Origin of the sequence: Micromonospora globbae, assembly GCF_036184225.1 — a bacterium.
Taxonomy (GTDB): Bacteria; Actinomycetota; Actinomycetes; order Mycobacteriales; family Micromonosporaceae; genus Micromonospora; species Micromonospora globbae.
Genome location: NZ_CP108084.1, coordinates 2,742,238 through 2,766,233 on the forward strand (window position 1 = coordinate 2,742,238; position 23,996 = coordinate 2,766,233).

Genomic DNA, 23,996 nt, shown 5'->3' on the forward strand with positions numbered 1-23,996 from the left:
CGACCGTAGGAGCATTCCGCGCCGGCTCGGTCGTTCTCGGTTGCCTAGGTCTGCCGGACCTACCTTCGGCCGTCCGGGCCGCGGCACACTTGCGGCATGAACAGCCCTCATCCGTACGCCCGTGAGCTCGGCGACTTCCTACGCGCCCGGCGTAGCCGGCTGCGGCCCCAGGACGTCGGCCTGGAGCCAGGCGGCCGGCGCAAGGTCACCGGGCTGCGGCGCGAGGAGCTGGCCCTGCTGGCCGGGCTGAGCACCGACTACTACCAGCGGATCGAGCAGGGCCGGGAGGTACGCCCGTCCGACGACGTCCTGGACGCGCTGGCCGGCGCGCTCGGCCTCGACGACCAGGAACGCCGGCACCTGTTCACCCTGGCCCATGCCGCCCGCCGGTCGCTACCCGTCCGGGTGAACCGCGATCCGGAGCGGGTGCCGGTCAGCACCCGGCGCCTGCTGCGGGTGATGGACACCCCAGCGGTCGTACTCGGCCGGCATCTCGACCTGCTCGACTGGAACCCGATGGCGCGAGCGCTGCTCGGCGACCCGGACGCCTACCCGACCGACCGGCTCAACATGCTCCTGCTGCTGTTCGACGACACGCTGACCGGCGAGCGTAGCTGCCCGGACTGGGAGCGCCAGGCCTTGGACTACATCGGCATGATGCGCGCCGCCGTTGCCGCCGACCCCACCCACCCACGCGCCACCGCGATCGTTGGCGAGCTGAGCATCCGCAGCGCCGAGTTCCGGCGGCTGTGGGCCCAGCACGACGTACGCGAGTCGGTCAGCGGCACCAAGACCTTCCGGGTTCCGGAGGTGGGCGACATCGTCCTGGACTGGGACACGTACCCCCTGCCGGGAAATCCCGGCCCGGTCATGCTCGTCTTCACCGCCGCGCCGGGCAGCGCCGACGCGGACCGACTGCAGCTCCTGGCGTCGATGCAGGCGACCCGCGCAACGCTCGCCAACAAGCACCCCTCCAAGACGGGCAGGACCATCGCCGGCCCACCCTAGCGGGACGTCATGATCGGGTGCGCGCTCATGCCGCGATCCGCGCGCTACACGGCGTCACGAAGTGCTGACTTGGGCGTCCGCCCCGCCGCCGTCTCGGCAGCGTGGCAGATCCCGTCGACCTGTTTGACTAGAGCGCGGCAAGCAGGTCCAACCTGCCAGGGAACTTGCAGTACAGCGTCGCCATGCCGACCCGGCGCGCCGCGCGATCTCCGCCATCGAAGCCACCGCCTCCTGCCTCCGGTCCTGGCGGCATGGGACGGCTGCGCTGCTCCGTGACGGCCGCCTGGCTTCCGACCTGCCCGCGACGTTCAGGATTCTGAACGTCGCGGGCACTGTTCAGCGACGCCGGAGAATCAGCACGTCCTCGTGCGCCACCAGGTGCACCGGCACGCCTTCGTCTCTGGCACGGCGGACGGCAAGGAGCCCGAACATGTTGGCCCGGTGCACGATCTGCCCGTCACGAACGGCGGCGAGCATTGCCGCGCACCGTTGCACCGGGATCAGCCCCACCGACCGGGCGACGGCGAGCAGTTCGCCGGGCAGGTCGATCAGGTCGTCCCGCTGGCGGCGTACGGGTCGGCAGGTGATCACCACGGTCCCGCCGGGACGCAGGAGCTGGTAGCTGGCGGCGAGGATCGCGGCGAACCCGTCGAGCAGCCGGGACCATCCCGCATAGGCGAGGTTGCCGCGTTCCCGGTCCCCGTAGTGGTGGTCCCGCTTGCGTACCCCGGTACTCGTGGCGCGGACGAGGCCGTGGGTTCCGCGCCCGTACGGCGGCGAGGTGAGCACGAGGCTCACGCGGCCGACCGCGGACGGGGGCACCATGTCGAGCAGGCCGGTGGCGTCGCCGGTGAGCACGGCCGCTGTGCCGGGGGCGCCCTGCGCTGCGGCGAGGGCGACGTTGGCTTCGGCCAGCGCCGTGAAGCGGGGTTCGATGTCGATCCCGATCCCGTCTCGGCCGAGGTGCATCGCCTCGACGAGGGTGGTTCCGCACCCGCACATCGGGTCGAACACCAGATCACCGGGCGCGGTGTAGGAGGCGATGGCGTGTGCTGCCTCGTGGGGCAGCATCTTTCCGGGATGGCTGGAGGTCTGCGGGACGTAGCGGCCTCGCCGCTGGTCGCGGGCGGGCTGTTGGCAGGTCAGCCAGACCGAGGTGACCGGCAGGGTTTCAACCACCGCGTGTCTCCGTCGCGCTGCGGGTCAGGATCAGCACGTCGGTGTGGATGTCCAGCTGTGTCTGCTGGCCAGGCCGAGGTGGTCGGTCGGCGGCCACGATGTGCTGCAGGTACGCCAGCCCGGCCCGCTTGGCGGCGATGACCACGTCGCCCGGGGCGATGACATCGCCGTGCGGCAGCAGCACTGCCACACACCCGCCCGGCACAAGGCTGGCGCGGCAGTGCAAAAAGAACTCGGCGGGTGAGGTGTCGGCGACCGGCCAGCCGGTGACGATCAACGTCGCCGCCTCCCGGCCCCAGCCGGCCTGGCGAGGCGCGTGCACGTGGCTGCGCCGACGGGCGGCGATGACCGCACGGGCCAGCTGCGGACCCACGGCCAGGTCGATGACCAGATCGGACGGGTGGGTGAGGTTGTGGACCAGCCGCACGCCCATCGCGTCGGACATGGTCTCACCCCTGGTCGGGGCGGGGACCGGCCACACGGTGATCGGCACGGGCGGGTCGCCGGGCACCACATCCCCCACGGGGACCGGCGCGCGGCGCGGTTTTCTCTCGGTCATAGGCACGGTGGCCCCCGGGACCGGCGGGCGTACTGACGATCCCCAGTGCGCCGCTGTCAGGCCGACCGAACCCCGATCCGGCCTGACAGAACCCGTCACCCCAGCCGCCTGACAGCCGCATCGGCAGGCGCGGGCGGGCCTGACGGCGGCGCACCTGACACGGATCGGACACGACCTGTCCCGTTCTGACAACCGCTCCTCGTGTCAGGTCGAGCTGTCCCAATCGAGGGCCTCGAGCCTTCGCACCACGCGAAGCTCTCTCGTTCGAGGGGACATCTCCATGGCAACGACGACCCGCCCGAGGACTGCCGACACGGCGCTGACCACCGCCGAGAGAGCGTTCGCACTGCTGACCTGCGAACCCGCGCCCTTGGTGTTCGACACGCGACCCGTGCCGGGCCTGCCGGACGCGACGATGCCGCTGCACGAGCTCCGCCAGCTGCTCATGGTCACCCGCTACGACAGCGACACCACCGACGCACTGTGGCGGCGGCTCGCCCACCACGCCCGCGACAGGGGACCCGCCTGGGTCGTCGGCGCGATCGGCGTGGCGCTGCCCGCGCTGACGCACCTCGCGGCGAAAATCAGCCGCGGCCACGCCCGGCACGCCGACGACATCGACTCCGAAGTCCTCGCCGGGTTCCTCCAGGCACTGCGCACAGCGGACCTCGTCCCACCCCGGCTGTGGCTGCGCCTGTGCTGGGCGGCCTGGCGCGCCGGCGCCGCCGTCGTCAAGGCCGACAACGGCGAGGAACTGTCGACGGACCTGCCCAGCGGCTCACGGACGCCGAGGATGCCCTACGGGCACCCGGACCTGCTCCTCGGCCGGGCCGCCGCAGCCGGCCTGATCACCGCCGAAGCCGCCGAGCTGATCAGCGCGACCCGCTTCGGCGACGCCCTGATCGAGCAGCTGGCCGCCGAGAAGGGCGTGACCGCGTCGGTCCTGCGGATGCGGCGCCGCCGGGCCGAACGCGTTGTGGCCGCCGCCGTCACGCGAGGCGACGTGAGCGAAGTCGCGCTGCGTGCACGACTCACCGAGGACAGATCTGCCGAAGCACGCCGCAACGGCCTCACCGGTCTGCCACGACGCTCCCGGCCACGGCCACCGCGAGACGCTGCTGGGCTGCCGACGCGTGGAAGCGGAGCCGGTGATCCGGCACCTGATCTGCGGCGCAGTTCCGCCAGGTGATGCGCGACGGCTCAACAAGCCAGGGCCGGCAGGATGGCCGCCATCGCACGCTCCGCTCATGCCGATGGGCGGGGTGGGCAAAAGATCAAGAGCGCCGGCGGGCAGGCAGACGTGATGGTCGCCTCGGCTACTGTCCGGCCGTGGATGCGGCCCCTCTGGCCTCTGGTCGAGACGCTGACGTCTTCGCCATCGACGATCGGCGGGTCCTGCGCCGCTACCGCGACGGTGGAGACGTGGCCGCTGAGGCCGCGCACCATGGCGTACGTGGCGAGGCTCGGCTTCCCCGTACCCACGGTGTACCAGGCGCGCGGGGCCGATCTCGTCATGGAACGGCTGGATGGGCCATGGCCTCGGCAGTGAGGTCGATGCCATGGAAGCGGCACGATTGTTGGCGGACCTCCATCACCGACTCCACGCTGAGCCGCCCCGGCTCGGCGAGTGCGACGACGCCCGGATCCTGCACCTCGACCTGCATTCGGAGAACGTCATGCTGACATCACGAGGGCCGGTCGTCATCGACTGGCGCAACGCTACCGAGGGACCCGGGGACCTCGACGTCGCGCTCTCCGCGGTCATCCTCGCCCAGGTCGCCGTCGAGCGAGAGCATCCCCTGGCGCCGCCGGCCGCAACGCTGTTGGACGCCTTCCTCGACCGTGCCGGCGGCAACCTGCTGACCGTGCTCGACCGTGACCTGGCCATACGGCGGAACGACCCAGCACTCACCACCAGTGAGCGCGAGCGGCTCGACGCCGCCGCCGTCCTCATCACCAGTCACCAATAGCAGACGGCGGGCCGGCACGCGCCGCGATCAACGCGGTGAGGGAATCACAGACCAGCGGCGGACGCGTGGCGCGCATCAGGCGACCGAGGACACGCGGAAGCGAAGCCATCTAGGGCCAACTATGCGCCTTCCAGCTAAGGTACAACAACGACCGTCCCCATCTCCCTGCGCAGGCCATGTCGACTGATGCCCCCGGCGAGGCGGTTTCCGCGCTGGCGCGACGCCTCGAACTCGGCCAATTCGAGCGGCGGGTGCATCGCCGGCCCGGCCTCCCGGGGATGGTGTTCTGCTGCGTGCTGCTGATCGTCACCGCGAACTTCCTCACCAACGGTCCGTACAATGCCCTGACCATCACCGGGATGACGCTGGCTCTACTGGGCGTCGCCACCTGGGTGTACGTGTGGTTCCGGCGGACACGCGGCGGCCTCTACGTCTTCACGGGCGGCTTCGTCGACGCCGCCGGCCGGCGCCTTGTCGGCGTGCGGTGGGCCGACGTGGTGTCCATCAGCACGGAGGAAACCTCGTACGCGGTGAACTCGCTGCCGGCCGGCACGACGCTGCACTACACGCTGAAGCTGCGGCGTCCGCCGCGCCCGGAGACCGTCGACTGGACCCTCAACACCACCTATGCGGATGTGGACCACCTGGCCGGCCTGATCTCCCGCCGCGCCGGTGTTCCGATCAAGGCCGTGAGCCCACCCGGTCACTGACCCACAACCGACCGGCCGGGACCCCAGCAACGACCGCATCCAGACCGTGACGCCGACTGCCCATGACGGTTGGCTCGCCCGATAACCGCATCTGAGCCGATCACGGCGCATCGCGGATACGGCCGCCGACATCGGGCCGTAGGCGACCATCATGTCTTGCCTGAGACGTGGTGGCGGTGGAGGATGTCACGGTTCCAGAGCCGGCTGTGAATCGACCGGGGAGGCTCGAAGCCACTTGGTGCAGGTTGTGCTCGTGGAAAGCCGGGATCGTCGGTGCCGCGGTGGCGTACGAAACCGCGCGCGCCGGAGCCGACGTTGTCCTCCTGGTAGCGAACGAAGCCAGGTGAGATGGGCGAGACGACAGTTCCGCCGACCTACCGGGCGCTCTGCCGCTAGGCCGTCCGTGCAAATCATCGCTGACCGACGCCGCGGCACCCGTCCGACGTTCCCGCGGCCGCCCCGGTTGTCGCCTGAGGCGGCCTGCGTGTGTAACCCGCGCCAGGCGGCAAGTGGGTCGCTGACCGGTCTTGTCAGAGTGTGACAGGCCCGCTGCGGGTTCGATCGGTCTGACAGCCGAGATCTGGGTGGTGCATGTCATCCACGACATGCCCGCCCGGTGGGGGCCACTGCTATCGGCGGGCTCACGGTCCGGCGTGGCTGGCGCGGCGTACTGACACCGCATCGTCCTTCCATCCTGCGAGGGAGGAGCGCCCCCACCCGGACCTGCGGGCCTTTGCCTGGTCCCCACCGCGGCGGCCGCAGATCCCTTGTGGAGAGCCGCAATGCACACGATCTCCGTCCTCAACGACCTCGTTCTGGCCGCCGCGCCCGGCGGCGCGGGCCCCCACTCCATCGCTCAGGTCATCTCCAACATCACCGGCTGGGTCATGGGCATCATCGCGGTGGTCGCGACGTTGTTCCTGGTCATCGGCGGCCTGCGCTACATGGCCGCCGGCGGCGACCCGGCGCAGGTCGAGCAGGCCAAGGGCAACGTCAAGTCCGCGCTGATCGGCTACGCCCTGGCGGTGCTGGCCCCGGTCATCCTGCAGGTACTGCAGGGCATCCTCGGCGGCTGAGGCGACTGATCATGGCCGACTGGCTGATGAACGGCCTGGTCAGCTGGCTCGCCGACAAGGTGATCGACCTTCTCGGCAGCCTGGTGGCCTTCCTGACATCCTCCATCTTCGTATCGCCGGACGTCACCGTCCTGCCGCAGGTCGCGTCGATCGCCGGCAGAAGCGCACTGATCGTCCACGCCTGCTTCATCCTCGCGATCATCGCCGTGGGCGTCGCCACGATGGTCGGCGACTCGGTCGACATGCGCTACGGCATCAAGGAGCTGCTCCCCCGGCTGGTCGTCGGGTTCGTGCTGTCCGCGTTCGCGCTCCCGCTGACCGGTGCGCTCATCGACCTCGCCAACGCCGTGACGGTGTCGATGGTCGGCAACACCGCGCCGACCACCGAGGCAGTCACCTTCGTCAGAGCCCGGATGACCTCGGCGATGACCGACCAAGGCGCCGCCCTCCTGATGGTCATCATCGGGCTGCTCATCGTCGTGCTGATGTTCATGCTCGTCGGCGGCTGGCTCGCCCGGATCGGCGTGCTGCTCATCCTGGCCGGCGTCGCCCCGGTGGCGCTCGCCTGCTACGCCACTCCGTGGACACAGGGTGCCGCGCAGCTGTGGTGGCGGGCCCTACTGGGGTGCCTGGCCACACCCACCGTGCAGGCGGTCGCGTTCTCGGCGGGCATCCACCTGCTGATCGACCCGGGATCGAACCTGCCGATCCTGCTCGGGCTGCCCGGCTCGGACGCGGTGAACCTCATGTTCGTCATCGTCGTGCTCTGGGTCACGGTCAAGATCCCCTCGATGATGCGCCGCTCTGTGACGCGGGCGGGGTCGCGGACCGTCGGCGGGATTCTGCTGCGGGCGGTGGTCGTCCAGGGGGTCGCCCGCCGCCTGCCGCTGCGCCGGCTCGGCGCTGCCGCCGTGCGAGGTGCGCGGTGACCGACGACGACATCCCGGTACGCGCGATCGTTCCGACGGGCGCTTCATACTGCCTCTCCTGCGGATGGTGTTGGGGTTCGCGTGGCTGACCGTCGCGTCGGCGATGTCGGCAAGTGTCCAACGAGTGAGTGGGGTTGACCGCGCCTGGTGATGTTCGGGGGTCGTCGCGTTGGCGGGGCTGTCTGCGCTGTCAGGGTGGTGTGCGGGGCGTGGGCGGGAGTGTTCACGCCCCGCACGGCGGGCATCCTCGGCGAGGAGACCGTCCTGCCCGTCGGCGGGTACGCCATCGCGGGGAGCGGCGGGTGGCCAGGCAGACGGGTCAGGTTCAGCGGGTGTACGGGAAGGGCAATCTGCTGCTGGGTTGCCGAGGCCGCATGGTTGATCTGCGTGGTTGGTGGTCAGGGGCGTCGGCGGGTCAGTTTCCACGCGGTTTCGGTCACGGCGGCTACGGTCAGGCCGTAGGCGAGGTGGGCGACGAACCCGCGCAGGTGGGTGGCCAGGGGGTAGGCCCGGTTGGGGGCGGAGAACCGTAGTGCTGGGGTGAGGCCCTCGTCGACGATGAGGGACATGACCGCGCCGGAGGCCAGACCGGCCAGCACCGGGTTGAGGCCGATGGTGCGGCGTAGCACCGAGTAGACCGGCGCCCAGCTGATCGCCAGGCCGTAGTGGATGGCCATCCCCGCCCGCTGCCGTGCCGTGCCGGGTAGGTCGACGCCGAGCAGGCGCAGGGTCTTGGCGGCGGCGATCTCGTAGGGCAGGCCGGGGCGGGCGGTGTCTTCCCGCTTGCGGTCGGCGTCGGATTCGAGCTGGTACAGCTTCATGCTGATCGGGTCCATCACTTTGGTCGCCGCGTAGCCGGCTGCCGGTGCGACGGCCAGGTCCTTGATCGTCTCGGTGAGCCTCATCGTGCGGTCTCCTTCGGTGGTGGGCGCGGTGCCGCTGGTATCCGGCCTCGCCGGTGACTACCCGGGGATGTCGTGGGCGTGCAGGAGGGCGCCGAATTCGGCAGTGCCGCTGTCCTAGGCGGGCGGTCAGGAGGCGCAGCAGGACAGCTTGGCCACGTCGCGGGTGAAGGTTTGGGCGGCGAGTTTCAGGCCTTCGGCCATGGTGAGGTAGGGGCACCAGGTGTCGGCCATCTGCGCCACGGTCATGCCGGCTTGCACCGCGTAGACGGCGGCGGCGATCACGTCGCCGGCGTTGTCGGCCAGCGCGTGGACGCCCCGGATGCGGCCGTTGCCACGCTCGGCGACGATCTTGATGAGGCCGCGGGTGTCGCGGTTGACGATCGCTCGTGGCACGTAGTCCAGGGGCAGGACGCGGCATTCGCAGTCCAGTCCCTGCTCGGCGGCTTGGGCGTCGGTGAGCCCGACTGAGGCGATCGCTGGGGTGGTGAAGGTGACCCGCGGCAGGTGGGTGTAGTCCATGCTGCGGTCGGCGTCGTCGAAGGCGTTGTCCACGATCAGGGTGCCGTGTGCGCCCGCCACGTACACGAACTGCGGATGCCCCGTGACGTCGCCGGCGGCCCAGATGCGCCGGTTGCTGGTGCGTAGGTGCTCGTCGACGATGATCTCGCCCCGCCGGCCGACCGTGACCCCCACCTGGTCGAGGTTCAGGCCGCCGGTGAGGGGGCGGCGGCCGGTGGCGACCAGCAGCTGCTCGGCGGCCAACTCCAGGGTGCCGGTACTGGTGGTGAGGGTGAGTGAGTAGTGGTCAATGGTCGTACGCGATGAGTGATCGTTTTCTGGGTGGGCCCGTCGTCCCGCCCGGACCGGTTCAACCGCCGCCGGCGTGGCCAGGGCGGGTATAGTATCGGTGTGTGTGCGCAGACACTGTCGGTGCCCGCAGACGATCTTCTCGACGGTGTCGCTGAGGTTCTTCAGCAGGTGGTGCCACCGGTCGGCGGCCTGAATCGCGTCCGGTGCCCCTTGCGGGCGCTCTCGGCGAAACTGCCGCCTCGATCCCGGCAGATGATCTCGACGCCGGGGGGTGCTCGCGCAGCCAGGCGGCGAGGGTGTCGGGCAGGACATCGACGGGCGGCGGGTGTGCATGTCGATCAGCACGATGGCGTACCGGTTGGTGTCCACGCCGTCGGGCGAAGTCGTCCACACCCAGCACCCTCGGCGTCACTCACCACCACCGGGCCGAACTGCAGGGCGCCGTCGTCGTCAGGCGTCGGGCATGACAACGATCCGGTTCTCCACCGACATCACGCCGGGCGTTGACCAGGCGACCCGTGCGGCTTCTTCGCGTTCGCGCCAGGACCGGACCACGCCGGTCAGGACGACCTTGTCGCCCTCGATGGTCACGCTCAGCCGTTCGCCGGGCGTGTCCACGGCGCGAATGAGAGCCTCTTCGATCCTGTCTCGCGCCGCCGCCACGTCCACCTTGACCCGGGGTCGCAGTGAGATCTGATTCGTGACTCCCCGTACTCCCGACAGACGCCGTACCGCCCGCTTCGCGGAGCGCCGCTGGAATTCCCACTCGACCTCGCCACTGAGGGTCACCCAGCCCTTGGTGACGGTGACGTGGATGTTCTGGCTCGGCACCAGCGCGTCCCATTCCAGGGCCCGGGTCGCTGCGGCCGCCAGGTCCGCGTCGGTGCGTTCCGCCGCGGTCGGTAGCCGCACTTCGAGGTCGTTGGCGACCGCCTTCACGCCCCGCACCCGGTGCGCCGCCTCCTCGGCCGCCCACTTCTTCACGTACGAGTCCACCCATCCGGTCAGGGTCACCACACCGTCCTTGGCAGACACGCCGATCTCGTTCGGGTGGACGCGGGCGTCCCAATGCATCTCGGCCAGCACATCCCGCTGCAACTGCTCATCCGTCCGAGCCATCGTCGTGGTGGTCATCGCGCTCCTTCCAAAGTTCGCGTCGTCGGCTTCACTGTGAACCACCCGCACTCGTGCGGGTGGAGGTACATCGGGACGTCGCGCTAACGAGCGAATCACCACAGTTTCGGGGACGAGAACCCGTACCCTCCGTTATAGGGGTCCGGATTCTGCGCCGACGAGAGCCCGCATACGCCGCTTCGCTTCCGCCGGACATTCCCGTTGAACCGGGGGGTGTCCCTATGGGTTCGTCAAGCGGCGGCCTGTCAACGGTCAGTTGAATCTGGCTCTGGCACGAAGTCCGGATGCTGTTGGTGATCTTGACTGTGTAACCGGGGTGGGGCGCGTCGCTGCCAAAGACAGAGCCGTTAGCGAGACAGGCCCTTGGTGGCCAGGTGCCGGATCACTGTGGCGCCCAAAAGTTCGCGTGTCGGCTTCACTGTGAACCACCCGTACTCGTGCGGGTGGACGCACATCGGGTCGGCGCGCTAACGAGTGAATCACCACAGTTGCGGGGACGGGACCGTTAGCGAGACAGCCCCGGGCATACGCACGGGTGTTGTTGACGGGGCTGAGGCTGACGCCTCGTGTCGTGCGGGTTCGGCGTTCGTCCGGGTGGTGGCTCGTGTCGCGCCTACGATGGGAGCATGCCGCCCTCGAGACGGGAGCTCACACGGGAGCGGGAGACGTTTTTCCGGTCTCTGTCGTCTCGGGCGGGGCGGGTGCTTCCCTGCTGGGTCGCCGGCGTGGTGTTGATCAAGGTGGAGAAGGGTGACGGCGGGGAGTTCTGGCGGGTGGCGATGCGTGACCGGGCTGTCGTCGTGGACAGGGGCAGCGAGCCGGCCGATGCCACGGTGGTGCTGTCGGCTGACCTGTTCCACGACTTGATCACGGGCGCTGATCAGTTGATCGCCGCGTTGCTGCGTAACGAGGCGACGGTGGTGGGGGAAGTCGCGCTGTTGTTGGTGTTCAGGCGGTTTTTTCCCTCCGCGCCAGGGTCGGGTGACCCGAGGGACGTGGTCGGTGGCAGTCGTTGGCGGGAGCGGATGGACGAGACCGTCGCCCGCAGCACACCAGCGGAGCGGGCATGAAGCCGTTGGTCAACATTCTTGACGGCAACACGTTTCTGGTCAGCGACCGGCAGGGGGATGTCGATCCCTCGCCGGCCTTTCCCACGGGCTTGTTCTCCTACGACACCCGCTTCTTGTCCACCTGGCAGTTGACCATCGACGGTGGCCGGCTCACCGCGTTGTCAGTGGATGACCTGCAGTACTACGAGAGCCGGTTCTTCCTGGTGCCCGGTGAGCCGACCCACTACGTGGACACCGACATCTCCGTGATCCGTCACCGCACGATCGGCGGGAGCTTCGATGAGGATCTCGCGGTGCTCAACGAGGGCAACGAGCCGGCGGAACTGGTGGTCAGGGTCGAGATGGGCGCGGATTTCGCGGACTTGTTCGAGATCAAGAACCCGACCCGCAAGGTCGCGCCGGTCACCGTCACCGTCCGCGACGGCCTGCTGTGTTTCACCTACCGTCGGGGCAGCTTCGAACGCCAGACGGTGGTGTCTAGCAGCGTGGCCGGCGATGTCGATGAGCACGGCATGACTTTCCGGATTCAGGTTCCCGCGCACGCGGAGTGGCGCACCCGTTTCCATGTGGCGACGAACATCCTGGGCGCGCAGGGGCGGGACTTCCGGGACAGCCTGCGTCTGCACCGTCCCCGGTCCGCGGCGCAGATCGCCGAGGCGCTGACCAGATGGCTGGATGCCACACCGCGGCTGGTTAGCGACAGCGAGACGCTCACGTCCACCTACCGTCGAAGCCTCACGGACCTCGCCGCGTTGCGGTACACCTCGGTCAGCACCGCCACTCACCTGGTCGCCGCTGGCCTGCCGTGGTTCATGACCCTGTTCGGCCGCGACAGCATGTTCACCTGCCTGCAGTCCCTGCCCTTCCTGCCGCGTCTCACGCCGCCGACCATCACCGCGCTGGCACTGGCCCAAGGGTCCCGTTTCGATGACTTCCGCGACGAGGAGCCCGGCAAGATCCTGCACGAACTGCGCTACGGAGAGTCAGCGGGCTTCGAAGAACAACCGCACTCGCCCTACTTCGGCTCCGCCGACTCGACGATGCTGTTCGTGATCCTTCTCGACGAGTACCACCGGTGGACCGGCGACGACACGCTTGCGAAACGTTTCGAGATGGAGGCCCGCGCGGCACTCGACTGGATCGACACCTACGGCGACCTGCTCGGCACCGGATACGTGTGGTACCAGACGCGCAACCCCGAGACAGGATTGCAGAATCAGTGCTGGAAGGACTCCTGGGACTCGATCTCCTACGCCGACGGCCGGCTGCCCGGCTTCCCGAGAGCCACCTGCGAGTTGCAGGGGTACGCCTACGACGCGAAGATGCGCGGCGCCCGGCTCGCCCGGCTGCTGTGGGACGATCCCGCCTACGCGCAGCGGCTGGAACACGAGGCGGCCGAGCTCAAGGACCGGTTCAACCGCGACTTCTGGGTCGGCGACGGACGGTATTACGCCCTGGCCCTGGATGCCGAGGGCGGGCAGGTCGATGCCCTGTCGTCGAACATTGGGCATCTGCTCTGGAGCGGCATCGTCGACCAGCAGCGGGCCGCCGATATCGTCGGCCACCTGCTCGGGCCGCGGCTGTTCTCCGGCTGGGGAATCCGTACCCTCGCCACCGGTAACGGCCGCTACAACCACCTCGGATACCACGTCGGGACGGTGTGGCCGTTCGACAACTCGATCATCGCCTGGGGCCTGTGGCGCTACGGGTTCCGGGAGGAAGCCGCCCTCGTCTGCCAGGCGATGCTCGACGCCGCCCGATACTTCCAAGGCCGCCTTCCGGAGGCGTTCGCCGGATACGATCGGAAACGAACGAAGTACCCCGTGCAGTACCCCACCGCCTGCAGCCCGCAGGCGTGGTCCGCCGGAACGCCGCTGCTGCTCATACGGGTGCTACTCGGCCTGCAACCCCACGGTGACCATCTCGTCGTCGACCCGGCGCTCCCCGACAGCATCAACCGCATCGAACTGCTGGACATCCCCGGCCGTTGGGGAGTCGTCGACGCCCTCGGCCGCCGACGACCGGACACCAACCACAACGAACGAGACAGCGCCTCCCGCAGCTGATGAAAGGGCCGGCACCGGCCAAAGGAGGGTGAAGCGGTGAAGACCGCCAACGAGATCTTCTTCTACGAGCTCGCGGCCATGCAGGACCTGGAACACCAGGTGCGTTCCATTCTCGGTCTCCTGATCGGCACCCGCATCCAGGACAGCACGCTCAAACGCATCATCGAGGACATGGCCGACGCCAGCGAGCGCCACTCCGATCGGATCGACGCCTGCCTGCGCCACCTCGGCACCGCACCCCTGCAGACCCGATCCGCGCCCATCCGCGGAGTCCAGGACGATTTCCAAGTCTTCCTCCGCACCCCCCACAACGACGCCGTCCGTGACCTGTACGCTCTCAACGCCGCTCAACGCATCACCAAGCTCGCCATCGCCGGCTACGAAAGCCTCACCGACTGGGCCACCGCCATCGCCGCCGTGACCTGCACCCAGTGCCTCCTCAAGAACCTCATCGAAAAGACGGAAACCTCACAACAGCTGAGAAAACTCAACCAAACCCTCAGCGAACAACTCCTCGCCACCACCACGTGAACCGTCCACGACCGACCGTGACGCCGACGGATGCGTCAAGCGCACCTTGAACGGCATGCCAACCTGCCCCGCGTGTTCGCCCGCCAGCGAACATGGAAAAGGCGGTGCTATCCGCGTCGGCCGACCCGTGCGCAACGTGACATCCGGCGGTTCAAGGGGTGGTGCCATCGATGAGTGGGTCCGCTTCGTCGCGTGGAGCCACCTGATAGGGCAGAACAGTGTCGACGCCGAGTGCCCGTCCGTAGTAGCGGTAGCGGACCAGCACCGCGCGCGGAGATGCGTCAAGAACTACTCCGGGCTGCCATGCATTGCGGTACACCTATACCGGCTGTCCAGGACAGTAGGCGCCAGCGTGGGCAATCTCGGTAGAGGAGCCTTCGGGAGGCGCAGTCGGCGCGGCCATCACGCCCAGCGTTGTCGACGAAGGCCGTACCGGGTATCGGTGATCCGTCGATCTGCGAGTGGGCCGGACGGTGCGTCCAGTCCGCCGGATGGTGGAGGGTGGTCCGGTCCGGTGCCTGCGCGACCTGCTCCACCGGCCGGCCGAGCAGGTCGCGCCGACGGGATGTGCTGACGTGCGCGGCGTCGCATCCGACCCCCGCGCGGGGGTGTTCGAGGCGCGAAGGATCTCTGGAACTCCAGTCCCAGGTAGACCAGCTCGGCCAGACTTTAGATGATTGAGTCCGAAGTTCGGGCTGGTCAATGGTCGTACGCGATACCCTTCGCCGCGTCCGAGTCAAGCCCACGCTGCCGTACAGACTTCGGACTCAATCATCTAGTGGCGTCCGATGCGGGTCGTCGACGGCTGCCCGATGGTGAGCAGAACGGCAGAGTACGTACGAGGAACGCGATCTCGTAGGCCAGGGTCGAGCCGCAGGGGCCTGCGTGAGCAGCCGTACGGCGATGGCGTCGGCCATTGGGTCGAGATGTTCCAGGCCGCGACGAGCCTGGGCGTGACACACCCGGCCCCGCGCACGAGCTAGCTGCCGGCATCGCCGGTGGCGGCCACGGGCGGGTTCGGCTTGAGCCGGAACGAGCCCGCGACCTTCTTCCGGTAGACCTCCTGCGTCGCGGAGTCCCAGGGGATGCACCAGCGTCTCGCGCGGCTGTGGGCGGGGACCTGCCCGTGGCGCAGCCAGTTGTAGATCGCGTCGGCGGGGATGCCCAGCAGCTGGGCGGCCTGTTTGACGCTGATCTCCCCGTCCCGCACGGCCATCGTCCGCGACGTGAAGATCTTGTAGATGCCGCGCACCCCCGCGACGTGGCGAGGGGTGAAGCGCAGGTTCTTGCCGGTCCGCAGGCCGGCGTCGTTGAGCATCTTGGCGATCTGCACGTTGCTGTGGGTGGCACCATGCTTGCGGATGATCTCCAGTGCCTCGGGCGGAGTGCGGCCGGGCCCGCGCCGTTGCACGACGAGCTCGTCGGTGGCGCCGGTGTGCCAGCGCACGCCGATCCGAACGATGTCGGAATCCTGCTCTAGCAGGAGCGTGACGTCGGCGATCAGCGTGCGTAGCAGGCGCTTGCGGTCACGTGGACTGGTGGTCGGCGCATCCCACAGCCGGGGCAGATCGGCGGCCAGGGCGCGCAGTGCGTCGTGGTCCGGCACCGGCGGTTTGACCGCGCGGGCGGTCGCCAGCGCGGCCTCCGCCTCGGCGAGAGCGGCGAGTTTGGCCTCCCACCGCGACTCCAATGTCTTTGCCACCAAACGGTTTTCCGGCTCGACCTGGCCGAAGGCGCGTTCGGCGCGGTCGGCCTCGTAGCGGGCCCGTTCCACGGCCAGTTCAGCGGCCCTGTGGGTGCGCACCTGCCGGTCGGCGACCTCATCCGCGGCGGCTAACGCGACCTGGATCTGTTGCGGGGTCACGGTTTTCAGCAGCAACGCGGCGACCGCGTCGTCGACGGTGTCGGCGATGACGGTCCGGCAGCCGGCGGTGGGCTCGGCACACAGGTAGGTCACCTTGCTGTCCTTGCGGCTGCAGCGGGTCCCGACCCGCCCTCCGCAGGTACCACACAGGATGATGCCCTGACACAGGGCGGTGCCTTCCCGCACCGGCCGGGCCCCGCGCCCGGTGTTGTTCGCCGCGAGCTTGGCCTCCGTGGCCAGGAACTCCGCCCAGGTCACATACCCCTCGTGGTGATCCTGAATCAGGACCGCCCAGTCTTCTCGTGCCCGGCGTCGGCGGGTGGAGCGCACCGTGCCGTCGGGCAGCACCCGCCGTACTTCGCGGGTCTTGCCGAAGGTGTAGACACCGGCATAGGTCGGGTTCTTCAGCGCCTGCGCTACCCGAGCGTGGGTGAGCTTGCCCCACTTGATCGTCCCCGCCCACGCCCCGGCCCAGGCCCGCTGCGGGAACAACCGCCCCGTTTCGTGGAACGCGCGGACAGTCTTCAACGCCGAGCCCGTCCGCTGGAACTCCGCGAACAGGTCCTCCACGGCGCGGCGGACCTGCTCGTCGGGGTCTTTGACGATCTGGCCGTCCTCGTCGTAGACGTACCCGACCGGCAACGGATGGCGCAGCTCTCCACGGTGCGCCGCGGCCACCTTCGCCCCGTGCAACCGACCGAGCAGGAAGTGCAGCTCGATCTCCGACATCTGGCCCTTGAGGCCCAGCAGAATCCGGTCGTTGACGTTGGCCAGGTCGTACACGCCGTCGGTGTCGATCAGCAGCGTGTCGGTCAGCCGCGCCAGCTCCATCAACCTCGTCAGGTCGGCGTTCGAGCGGCCCAGCCGGGACACCTCCAGGCCGAACACCGCGCCGACCTCCCCCATGCACAACCGGGCCACGATCTCCCGGTAGCCCTCCCGCTCGGACCCGAACCGCCCGGACACGCCCAGGTCGGCGTCGACGATGACGATCTGCTCGGCCAGCCACCCGAGCTCGGCGGCGGTCGACGCCAGCGCGTACTGGCGCTGCGTCGACTCGGTGTTCTGCCGCACCTGCGCCGACGTCGACTGCCGCACATAGACGATCGCCAGCCGGGACAGGTGACTCGCCGTGATCTTCGAGGTCGGGTTCATCGCCGGCTCCGTGCAGCAGCGACTCGACCATGTTCGCCACGACCATCACGGCCTGGCGAACGTCCCACCCGCTCAACTGTCCCCCTTCCCGGCCCACTTGGTCTGCCATCACACCCATCACTGTCAGGAGCCTGTTCATGGGAATCCGTCACCACCGACGCTGGATCGATCTTGTCGATCAGCGCCCGCGCCGCCGACAAACCCTCCACCGCCAGCCGATCCGACGACGCCGGCACACCACGGTCGGTCCAGTCCTGCGCCACCGTGATGCGCCGCCTCCCCTCGACCTCACACACGAAGAACAGACCATGCCGCCTGCGCTGCGTAAACAGCACAACCAGGCTCTGCCCCCTCAACGGATGGAAAGGATGAGTGATCACCAATGAGTCCGAAACCCGACGCAACTGACGGGCTGTATAGGGCACGGGTTCCGGCCAATGTCAACGAGCCTGACCGCATCGCGTTCGGGCTGACGTTCCGACAGCTGGCCATCATCGGCGGCGCCGGCCTGGGCGGGTTCGGTCTTCACCGCACGGTCGGGCACCTGCTGGCGCCCGTGTTCTGGATCGTCGGCGGGGTCATCGTGTTCGCCCTCGCGGTCGTGGTGGCGCTCGGCCGCCGCGACGGCCTGCCTCTGGACGTGTGGCTGCGGCACGGATTCGCGCTGTCCCGCAGCCCGCGCACACTCGCCCCCGGTGCGGCGCGGGCCAGCACGGTCGCGGTCGTGGCCGGACAGCCGGCCGTCCCGGCGCCGCTGCGCTCTCCGGTCACGTCGGTCACCCCGGCCGGCGTGCTCACCAGCGAGGGCACCGACAAGGTCCTCATCGCGTGCGGCACCACGAACATCCACCTGCGCACCGGCGGTGAGCAGGGCGCCCTGCTGGACGGGTTCGGCCGCTTCCTCAACTCGCTGACCGGGCCGGCGCAGATCGTCGTGGCCGCGCAGCGGCACGACCTGACCCCGTACGCGCACGCGACCGTCGACCACGCGCCGCGCCTGCCGCATCCGGCGTTGCAGGCCGCCGCCGACGACTACGCCCAGTTCCTCCTCGACCTCGACAGCGAGCGGGATCCGCTGCGCCGCCAGGTCCTCGCCGTCGTCACCGGCGCGCACACCGCCGAGGGCGCCGTGCGCGCCCTGTCCGGCCTCGGTGTCGAAGCCACCGCACTCGACGGGCCGGCTGTCGCCGCGGCGCTCGCGGCTGCGGTCGACCCGTTCTCCCCACCGGTACCTGGCCCCCGCGCGGTGCCCGGAACCCCGATCACCCTACGGAGCACACCATGAACGTCTGGAAGCCGAAGAGGAAGAGCGTCGCAGCCGGGGAGGGCATGCCCTCCCCGGCCGCAGTGTCGGTCACCCCATCGCACGTGCAGGTCGGCGACGGCTACGCCGCCACTTACGCGGTGTCCGGCTACCCCGCCGAGGTCGGCCCCGCCTGGCTCGATCCGCTGCTGTCCTACCCCGCCCGCGTCGACGTCGCGGTGCACCTGCACCCCGTCACACCGCAGCTGGCCGCGCCGATGCTCAAACGCCAGCGCGCCCGCCTCGAATCATCCCGCCGCCTCGACGCCGACCAGGGGCGGTTGGGTGACCCGATGGTCGACGCCGCGGCGGCGGACGCCGCCGACCTGGCCGACCGCGTCGCCCGCGGCGCCGCGAAGCTGTTCGAGGTCGGCATCTACGTCACCATCCACGCCCGCACCCTCGACGAACTGGCCACCGTCACCGCGGGTGTGAAGTCCGCCGCCGCCGGCGTGCTGCTCGACCTGCAACCGGCGACGTTCCGCCACCAACAGGGCTGGATCGCCACCCTGCCGATCGGCGTGGACCCGCTGCGGATGCGCCGCATCCTCGACACCACCGCCCTGGCCGCAGCGTTCCCCCTCGCCTCGGCCGACCTCGCCGCCCCCGCCCCCGCCGTCGTCGCCCCACCGCAAGGCGTGCTGTACGGGGTCAACACCACCTCCAACGGCGTGCTCATCTGGAACCGGTGGGCGCAGGACAACCACAACTCGGTCGTCCTGGCCCGCTCCGGCGCGGGCAAGTCGTACTTCGTCAAACTGGAGGTCCTGCGCAACCTCTACCAGGGCACGACGGTGTCGGTCATCGACCCAGAGGACGAGTACACACCCCTCGCCGCGCACGTCGGCGGCACGGTCGTGCAGCTCGGCCAGCCCGGCGTGCGGATCAACCCCCTCGACCTGCCCGCCGACAGCCGGCCCGACACGCTGACCCGACGCGGCCTCTACCTGCACACCCTGATCGCGGTCATGCTCGGCGCGCCACCCTCGCCGACCGAGCGGGCGGCTCTGGATCGGGCCATCACCGCCACCTACGCGGCGGCGGGGATCAACGCCGACCCGGCCACGTGGACCCGGCCCACGCCGCTGCTGCGGGACCTGGCCACCACTCTCGCCGGCGATGACGACCCGGCTGCCGGGCAGCTCGCCGCCCGGCTCGCGCCCTGGACGGTGGGCACCTTCGCCAGCCTGTTCGACGGGCCGACCACCACCAGGGGGCACGGACATCTGGTGGTGTGGTCGCTGCGGCACCTGCCCGATGAGCTGCGCACCGTCGGGACGCTGCTCGCGCTGGACTCGATCTGGTCGGGCATCGACGCCCCGACCACGGGCATGCGCCGGCGGCGGCAGCTCGTCGTGGTCGACGAAGCCTGGTTGTTGATGCGCGACGGCGAGGGCAGCAGGTTCCTGTTCCGGATGGCCAAGGCCGCCCGCAAACGCGCGGCGGGCCTGTGTGTCATCACCCAGGACGCCGCCGACGTGCTGTCGACAGACCTCGGCCTCGCCGTGGTGTCCAACGCCGCGACCCAGGTGCTGATGCGCCAGTCCCCGCAGTCCATCGACGCCGTGAGCGAGGCGTTTCACCTGACCGCCGGGGAGTCGCGGCTGCTGCTGTCGGCACCGCGCGGCGAGGGGCTCCTCGTCGCCGGCCGGTCACGCATCCCCTTCCGCGCCGTCGGGTCAACCGCCGAGCACACGATCGCCGTCACAGGCTTGAGGGAATCTGATCCGCGGTCGCATCCGCCGATGCCTCGCTGAGGATGTTCCGACACCGACTCCGTTGATGCAGGAGGACCCGCGAGTCACAAGCCGATGGCTGCGGCCGCCATCTCGTACCGCCGCGCCTCGTCCTGCAGGTCAACGCCATCGGCTCCGGACGCGACGCGCTCGTTTGTCGTAGCCATCCGGAACAGCAGTCCACGAGCTACCGCTGGCACCGACACATCCAGCGTTTCCCACAGGGACGCCGGTGCACGGTGCCAGCAGAGCGCGTCGGCCACGACAATGCCCTCGGCGTACTCCGGCGGCCGCCAGTAGGGCGAGATGTCGATGACCGCTGGAGCGAGGCCGGGCGCGAACAACACGTTGTGCGTCAGGTCCGCGTGCACGAGTTGAGGACGCCCCAGCGGCTCCAGTCCGCTCTGCAGCCGTCGCGCCACGGCGGCGAACTCCCGCTCGCCCCAGACCGCCTTGTCCGCCCGCGCCCACCAGTCCTGGCGCGCATCGAGGAAGTCCGGGCGGCCGAGGTGAGCTACCGCCCGGTGGAATGCGCGGCCGGCGGCAAGGATCTCCCGCCACGTCGAGATTGCGGAGTAGTCCGGTTCGCTGCCCTCGACCCACCGCGTCGCCGACCAACCATGCAACGCCCAGACGCCGTCACGGGTACAGACCGGCGTGGCAACACGGAAGCCATCCAGCGTCACGTCGGCGAGCGCACTGGCCAGCCATTCGTGCAGCGGGCCCCCACCTGGCTTGAGTACCAGGTCCCCCACAGCCCACGAGGTGCCTTGCCCACCGTCCAACCGTCGGGCTGGCCCGTCGACACCGAACGCATGCAAGACCGTCGACGGAGGTTGATGACGACACACCGGTGCACGGTAGAGCCGACCAGCGATGATGTCGATGACGTTCAGGACACGACGCCTACGCCGATCGCCGCTGGGTGCGGCGCTCCAAGCTGTGAGTCACCGTCACGTGCAGCTTTCCCGGTGGCGGGTCAGACGCGGTAGGTGCCGCTGCGCTCGCCGCTGTTGACGACATCCCCACGCCTTGTTCGGCACGTCGGTACCAAACGACCCAGCCGTGCACGGCGAGAAAACCCTCGCGTCAGCCGGCGTTGCGGTCCGCACGGCGGACGGGCCGCAGAAGCGAATGAACTCGAACAACGTCGACTGCTCGCCGCTGACGGTGCTGTCACCGATCCCCCAGCCGGCGCACGGCAAGAGGTAGTGGCCCACCAACTCCTGCTTGTAGTCCGCCTCAGGTCGGCCAACTCGAGCCAACGAAAACCTACGACGCCCAACCCACCATCCAATGATCGAAGAATGTGGCAGGACTCATGACAACAGACGACAGGTCACCATCCCTGGCCACCCATCAATCACCCGCACCGCCCCGGAGCAAGGCCACATCCACGTACTGGTCACCGACGTCACGACCCACCACAGGAACCGCCATCAATCAACTCTTCGCGGTTCCGGTAACCGGCAGCGAGGAGGCACCATGACCAGCCCTCCGGCGTGGCCCGCCGAGGTCGCGCAGTGGATCATCGCCCGGCCGTGGATCGCCCTCCTGCCCGCCGCCGCGATCGTCGGCGCAGTGGTCACCCGCGACCAGCTGCTCGCCTGGCGACACCGACGGCTCACCGTCGGGGCGCGGTGGCTAACCATCGCCACTCCGCCCGAGGTCACCGCCGAGGCCGCCGCCGCGTTCTGGACCACCCTGACGGGGGTGCTAACCCCGTCCGGGTGGCAGGGCCGACTGGTCGGTCACCCGCACGTCGCGTGGGAATACACCTGGACCGGCCGCGCCCTGGCGATCCGGCTCTGGGTGCCCGGCACCGTGCCACCGGGCGCGGTCGAAGCCGCCGTCCGCGCAGCCTGGCCCGCCGCCACCCTCACCACCGCAGACGCCGCCGCGCCGATCCCGGCACAGGTCGGTGACGCGGTGGGCGGGGCGCACTGGCCGCAGCACACCGACGGGCTGCCGCTGCGCAGCGACCACGACAGCGACCCCTTGCGGGCGCTGCTCGCCGCCGGGGCCGAGGTCCGCCACCGTGAGCACGCGTGCGTGCAGATCCTCGCCCGACCCGCACTCTCCCGCCGCGTCCGGGCCGCCCGCCGGGCGGCAGCCACCAGCGCTTCTCCGCACGGGAGGCCGGGCCCGGCCGCCCGAGCCGTGTGGGGCGCGGCGCGGCTGGCCATCGAGCCCCTGTTGTGGCTGCTCGAGGTGTTCACGCCCGGCGCATCCCGACCACGGCCGCCGGTCACGGCGGGCCGGGTGGCCGACCGCGACCCGGTGGCCAGCGCCGCGGCCCGCACGGTCGTGGACAAGGCGGTACGGGTGCCGCACTTCGAAATCGCGGTCCGCTTCGCCGTCGCCACCGACCCCGACACCACACCGCCGGACCCCGACCGGGCCCGCCAGATCCGTCAACGCCTCCTGCGGCTCCGCCACACGATCGCCTCGGCTGCCGCCACCTACACCGGCCCAAACCGGTTACGGCGCATGAGAATGTCCCGACCCGTCGCCACCCTCGCCCGGCGCCGCCTCCGACGGGGGTTCCTGGCCACCGTGGCGGAACTCGCCGCGCTTGCCGCGCTGCCTCAGGACCTCGCGGTACCGGGGCTGGACCGCGCCCGGGCCAAGGCCGTGCCGGCGCCGGTGCAGGTGCCCTCCGGCGGGCGGGGCGTCAAGGTGCTGGGCCGCGCGCAGATCGGCCGCCACAGCGTCGGGCTTCGGGTGACCGACGCCCGGCAGCACGTGCATGTGGTCGGCAAGACCGGCGTCGGTAAGTCCACGCTGCTGCTGAACATGATCCTCGGCGACATCAAAGCCGGACGCGGGACGGTGGTCATCGACCCGCGCGGGGACCTGATCACCGACATCCTCGACCGTCTCCCGGCCTCGCACGCAGACAAGATCGTCATCATCGACCCGGACCAGCCCAACCCCGGCTGCTTCAACCCCCTCGACGACCGAGGTGATCCGCACCTGGCAGTCGACAACCTGGTGGGCATCTTCGCGAAGATCTTCCAAGGGCAGTGGGGACCCCGAATGGACGACACGATGCGGGTGGCGTGCCTGACACTGATGCGCCACGCCAAGCCGACCCTGAGCCTCGTGCCGTCCCTGTTGCAGGACAAGCAGTTCCGGGCCCGATTCACCCACGGCCTGGACGACCCGGACGGCCTGGGCGGGTTCTGGGTCTGGTACGACGGCATCAACGAGCAGTTCCGCGGACAAGTCATCGCACCGGTCCTCGCCAGACTCCGGGCCTTCCTACTGCGCGACTTCGTCAAGAGCGTGATCGGCAACGCGCACAGCTCCTTCGACATGGGCAGCATCCTCGACGGCGGGGTCCTGCTGTGCCGGCTCCCGAAAGGCATCCTCGGCGAGGAAACCACCCGCATCCTCGGCTCGCTGATCGTGGCCCGCGTCTGGCAGGCCGCCATCGCCCGCGCCACCATCGGCGAAGATCAGCGCAAAGACGCCAGCCTGTATGTCGACGAGTGCCAGAACTTCCTGACACTGCCGGGCAGCGTCGGAGACATGCTGGCCGAGGCGCGCGGGTTCCGGCTGGGCCTGGTCCTCGCCCACCAGAACCTGGCGCAGCTCCCAAAGGACATCGCCGCGGCCGTGTCGGCCAACGCCCGATCCAAACTGTTCTTCACCGTCGACCCCGCCGACGCCCGCGAACTGTCCCGACACACCAAACCCGAGCTGGACGACCACGACCTGGCCCACCTCGACGTCCACACCGCCGCCGCCCGACTACTCGTCGGCAACCGGGAACTACCCGCGTTCACGTTCACCACCCACCCACCGGCCGACATCGTCGGGGAGGCAACCGCGATCCGCCAACACTGCGCCGCCGCGCACCGCCGCCCCGACGGCGAGCCCCCACTGCAACAACTCGCCCGCACCACGCTGAAACGACGAACGGCCGAACACGAGCGCTGAGCACCGCCGGCCACCCCTCCCGGGAGGGAACCCCCGGTAGGGAGTC

At 69.7% G+C, this 23,996-nt stretch carries 20 protein-coding genes; 12 read left to right on the plus strand and 8 right to left on the minus strand.

What is annotated here, in order from left to right; translation table 11 throughout:
- Positions 1-96 precede the first annotated feature (96 nt).
- Positions 97-1,008, plus strand: coding sequence for a helix-turn-helix transcriptional regulator (locus OG994_RS12055; protein ID WP_328853261.1), 912 nt, complete (start codon positions 97-99; stop codon positions 1,006-1,008).
- Positions 1,009-1,344: 336 nt separating this feature from the next.
- Here the strand turns inward: OG994_RS12055 and OG994_RS12060 are convergent, their stop codons facing one another.
- Both OG994_RS12060 and OG994_RS12065 read right to left on the minus strand, forming a co-directional pair.
- Positions 1,345-2,187 carry a TRM11 family SAM-dependent methyltransferase gene (locus OG994_RS12060; protein WP_328853262.1) on the minus strand — a complete coding sequence of 281 codons (843 nt, stop codon included), beginning with the start codon at positions 2,185-2,187 and terminating at the stop codon, positions 1,345-1,347.
- Complete coding sequence (locus OG994_RS12065) at positions 2,180-2,620, minus strand: hypothetical protein (RefSeq protein ID WP_328853263.1); 441 nt, start codon at positions 2,618-2,620, stop codon at positions 2,180-2,182. Before OG994_RS12065 ends, OG994_RS12060 begins: the two co-directional genes overlap by 8 nt.
- Positions 2,621-3,026: 406 nt before the next feature.
- On the opposite strand from OG994_RS12065, the gene OG994_RS12070 reads away from it, so the two are divergent.
- The 5 genes from OG994_RS12070 (at position 3,027) to OG994_RS12090 (ending at position 7,431) form a co-directional block, all read left to right on the plus strand.
- Positions 3,027-3,935, plus strand: a complete 909-nt coding sequence (locus tag OG994_RS12070) for a hypothetical protein (protein ID WP_328853264.1) — start codon at positions 3,027-3,029, stop codon at positions 3,933-3,935.
- A gap of 370 nt (positions 3,936-4,305) precedes the next feature.
- The gene (locus OG994_RS12075; RefSeq protein WP_328853705.1) at positions 4,306-4,716 is read left to right on the plus strand and encodes a phosphotransferase; all 411 of its coding nucleotides are present in this window, start codon (positions 4,306-4,308) and stop codon (positions 4,714-4,716) included.
- 176 nt (positions 4,717-4,892) lie between these two features.
- Positions 4,893-5,426 (plus strand): DUF6585 family protein, encoded by a 534-nt coding sequence (locus tag OG994_RS12080; RefSeq protein WP_328853265.1) that lies wholly within the window; start codon positions 4,893-4,895, stop codon positions 5,424-5,426.
- A gap of 782 nt (positions 5,427-6,208) precedes the next feature.
- Positions 6,209-6,502 carry a pilin gene (locus tag OG994_RS12085; protein ID WP_328853266.1) on the plus strand — a complete coding sequence of 98 codons (294 nt, stop codon included), beginning with the start codon at positions 6,209-6,211 and terminating at the stop codon, positions 6,500-6,502.
- An 11-nt stretch (positions 6,503-6,513) separates the two neighbouring features.
- The gene (locus OG994_RS12090; RefSeq protein ID WP_328853267.1) at positions 6,514-7,431 is read left to right on the plus strand and encodes a hypothetical protein; all 918 of its coding nucleotides are present in this window, start codon (positions 6,514-6,516) and stop codon (positions 7,429-7,431) included.
- Positions 7,432-7,829: 398 nt separating this feature from the next.
- On the opposite strand, the gene OG994_RS12095 is transcribed toward OG994_RS12090, so the two are convergent.
- The 3 genes from OG994_RS12095 to OG994_RS12105 all read right to left on the minus strand — a co-directional run bounded on the left by OG994_RS12095 (position 7,830) and on the right by OG994_RS12105 (position 10,280).
- Positions 7,830-8,336, minus strand: a complete 507-nt coding sequence (locus OG994_RS12095; RefSeq protein ID WP_120331994.1) for a DUF1440 domain-containing protein — start codon at positions 8,334-8,336, stop codon at positions 7,830-7,832.
- A gap of 126 nt (positions 8,337-8,462) precedes the next feature.
- A complete protein-coding gene (locus OG994_RS12100) occupies positions 8,463-9,515 on the minus strand; it encodes an FAD-dependent oxidoreductase (RefSeq protein ID WP_328853268.1) in 1,053 nt (350 codons plus the stop codon).
- Between the two features lie 81 nt (positions 9,516-9,596).
- Complete coding sequence (locus OG994_RS12105; RefSeq protein ID WP_013731290.1) at positions 9,597-10,280, minus strand: BON domain-containing protein; 684 nt, start codon at positions 10,278-10,280, stop codon at positions 9,597-9,599.
- Positions 10,281-11,005: 725 nt separating this feature from the next.
- On the opposite strand from OG994_RS12105, the gene OG994_RS12110 reads away from it, so the two are divergent.
- Genes OG994_RS12110 through OG994_RS12120 form a run of 3 tightly spaced genes read left to right on the plus strand, consistent with a single transcriptional unit; the run spans position 11,006 to position 13,947 of the window.
- Positions 11,006-11,350, plus strand: coding sequence for a sterol-binding protein (locus OG994_RS12110; RefSeq protein ID WP_328853269.1), 345 nt, complete (start codon positions 11,006-11,008; stop codon positions 11,348-11,350).
- The gene (locus tag OG994_RS12115) at positions 11,347-13,416 is read left to right on the plus strand and encodes an amylo-alpha-1,6-glucosidase (protein ID WP_013731292.1); all 2,070 of its coding nucleotides are present in this window, start codon (positions 11,347-11,349) and stop codon (positions 13,414-13,416) included. Before OG994_RS12110 ends, OG994_RS12115 begins: the two co-directional genes overlap by 4 nt.
- 36 nt (positions 13,417-13,452) lie before the next feature.
- On the plus strand, positions 13,453-13,947 hold the full coding sequence (locus tag OG994_RS12120; protein ID WP_328853270.1) for a YciE/YciF ferroxidase family protein: 495 nt from the start codon (positions 13,453-13,455) through the stop codon (positions 13,945-13,947).
- Positions 13,948-14,926: 979 nt separating this feature from the next.
- Here the strand turns inward: OG994_RS12120 and OG994_RS12125 are convergent.
- Positions 14,927-16,966 carry a recombinase family protein gene (locus OG994_RS12125; protein WP_328853271.1) on the minus strand — a complete coding sequence of 680 codons (2,040 nt, stop codon included), beginning with the start codon at positions 16,964-16,966 and terminating at the stop codon, positions 14,927-14,929.
- Positions 16,963-17,391 carry a DUF5372 family protein gene (locus OG994_RS31570; RefSeq protein WP_363664000.1) on the minus strand — a complete coding sequence of 143 codons (429 nt, stop codon included), beginning with the start codon at positions 17,389-17,391 and terminating at the stop codon, positions 16,963-16,965. The genes OG994_RS12125 and OG994_RS31570 overlap by 4 nt, the downstream gene beginning before the upstream one ends.
- Here OG994_RS31570 and OG994_RS12130 point away from each other — a divergent pair.
- Together OG994_RS12130 and OG994_RS12135 are read left to right on the plus strand one after the other, a co-directional pair.
- On the plus strand, positions 17,349-18,251 hold the full coding sequence (locus tag OG994_RS12130) for a PrgI family protein (RefSeq protein ID WP_328853272.1): 903 nt from the start codon (positions 17,349-17,351) through the stop codon (positions 18,249-18,251). The two genes, OG994_RS31570 and OG994_RS12130, sit on opposite strands and share 43 nt — an antisense overlap.
- Positions 18,248-20,026 carry a VirB4 family type IV secretion system protein gene (locus OG994_RS12135; RefSeq protein ID WP_328853273.1) on the plus strand — a complete coding sequence of 593 codons (1,779 nt, stop codon included), beginning with the start codon at positions 18,248-18,250 and terminating at the stop codon, positions 20,024-20,026. Before OG994_RS12130 ends, OG994_RS12135 begins: the two co-directional genes overlap by 4 nt.
- A 44-nt stretch (positions 20,027-20,070) precedes the next feature.
- On the opposite strand, the gene OG994_RS12140 is transcribed toward OG994_RS12135, so the two are convergent.
- Entirely contained in the window at positions 20,071-20,760 is a 690-nt protein-coding gene (locus tag OG994_RS12140) for a TIGR02569 family protein (protein WP_328853274.1), read from the minus strand.
- Positions 20,761-21,490: 730 nt separating this feature from the next.
- Between OG994_RS12140 and OG994_RS12145 the strand changes: the two genes are divergently transcribed.
- Complete coding sequence (locus OG994_RS12145) at positions 21,491-23,950, plus strand: helicase HerA domain-containing protein (protein ID WP_328853275.1); 2,460 nt, start codon at positions 21,491-21,493, stop codon at positions 23,948-23,950.
- The last annotated feature ends 46 nt before the right edge of the window (positions 23,951-23,996 follow it).

Coding starts and splice junctions, on each gene's coding strand:
- OG994_RS12065 (WP_328853263.1), bottom strand. CDS start 2,620: ATGGGCGTGCGGCTGGTCCACAACCTCACCCACCCGTCCGATCTGGTC.
- OG994_RS12055 (WP_328853261.1), top strand. CDS start 97: ATGAACAGCCCTCATCCGTACGCCCGTGAGCTCGGCGACTTCCTACGC.
- OG994_RS12135 (WP_328853273.1), top strand. CDS start 18,248: ATGAACGTCTGGAAGCCGAAGAGGAAGAGCGTCGCAGCCGGGGAGGGC.
- OG994_RS12085 (WP_328853266.1), top strand. CDS start 6,209: ATGCACACGATCTCCGTCCTCAACGACCTCGTTCTGGCCGCCGCGCCC.
- OG994_RS12105 (WP_013731290.1), bottom strand. CDS start 10,280: ATGACCACCACGACGATGGCTCGGACGGATGAGCAGTTGCAGCGGGAT.
- OG994_RS12130 (WP_328853272.1), top strand. CDS start 17,349: ATGAGTCCGAAACCCGACGCAACTGACGGGCTGTATAGGGCACGGGTT.
- OG994_RS12115 (WP_013731292.1), top strand. CDS start 11,347: ATGAAGCCGTTGGTCAACATTCTTGACGGCAACACGTTTCTGGTCAGC.
- OG994_RS12145 (WP_328853275.1), top strand. CDS start 21,491: ATGACCAGCCCTCCGGCGTGGCCCGCCGAGGTCGCGCAGTGGATCATC.
- OG994_RS12080 (WP_328853265.1), top strand. CDS start 4,893: ATGTCGACTGATGCCCCCGGCGAGGCGGTTTCCGCGCTGGCGCGACGC.
- OG994_RS12125 (WP_328853271.1), bottom strand. CDS start 16,966: ATGAACCCGACCTCGAAGATCACGGCGAGTCACCTGTCCCGGCTGGCG.
- OG994_RS12075 (WP_328853705.1), top strand. CDS start 4,306: ATGGAAGCGGCACGATTGTTGGCGGACCTCCATCACCGACTCCACGCT.
- OG994_RS12095 (WP_120331994.1), bottom strand. CDS start 8,336: ATGAGGCTCACCGAGACGATCAAGGACCTGGCCGTCGCACCGGCAGCC.
- OG994_RS12070 (WP_328853264.1), top strand. CDS start 3,027: ATGGCAACGACGACCCGCCCGAGGACTGCCGACACGGCGCTGACCACC.
- OG994_RS12090 (WP_328853267.1), top strand. CDS start 6,514: ATGGCCGACTGGCTGATGAACGGCCTGGTCAGCTGGCTCGCCGACAAG.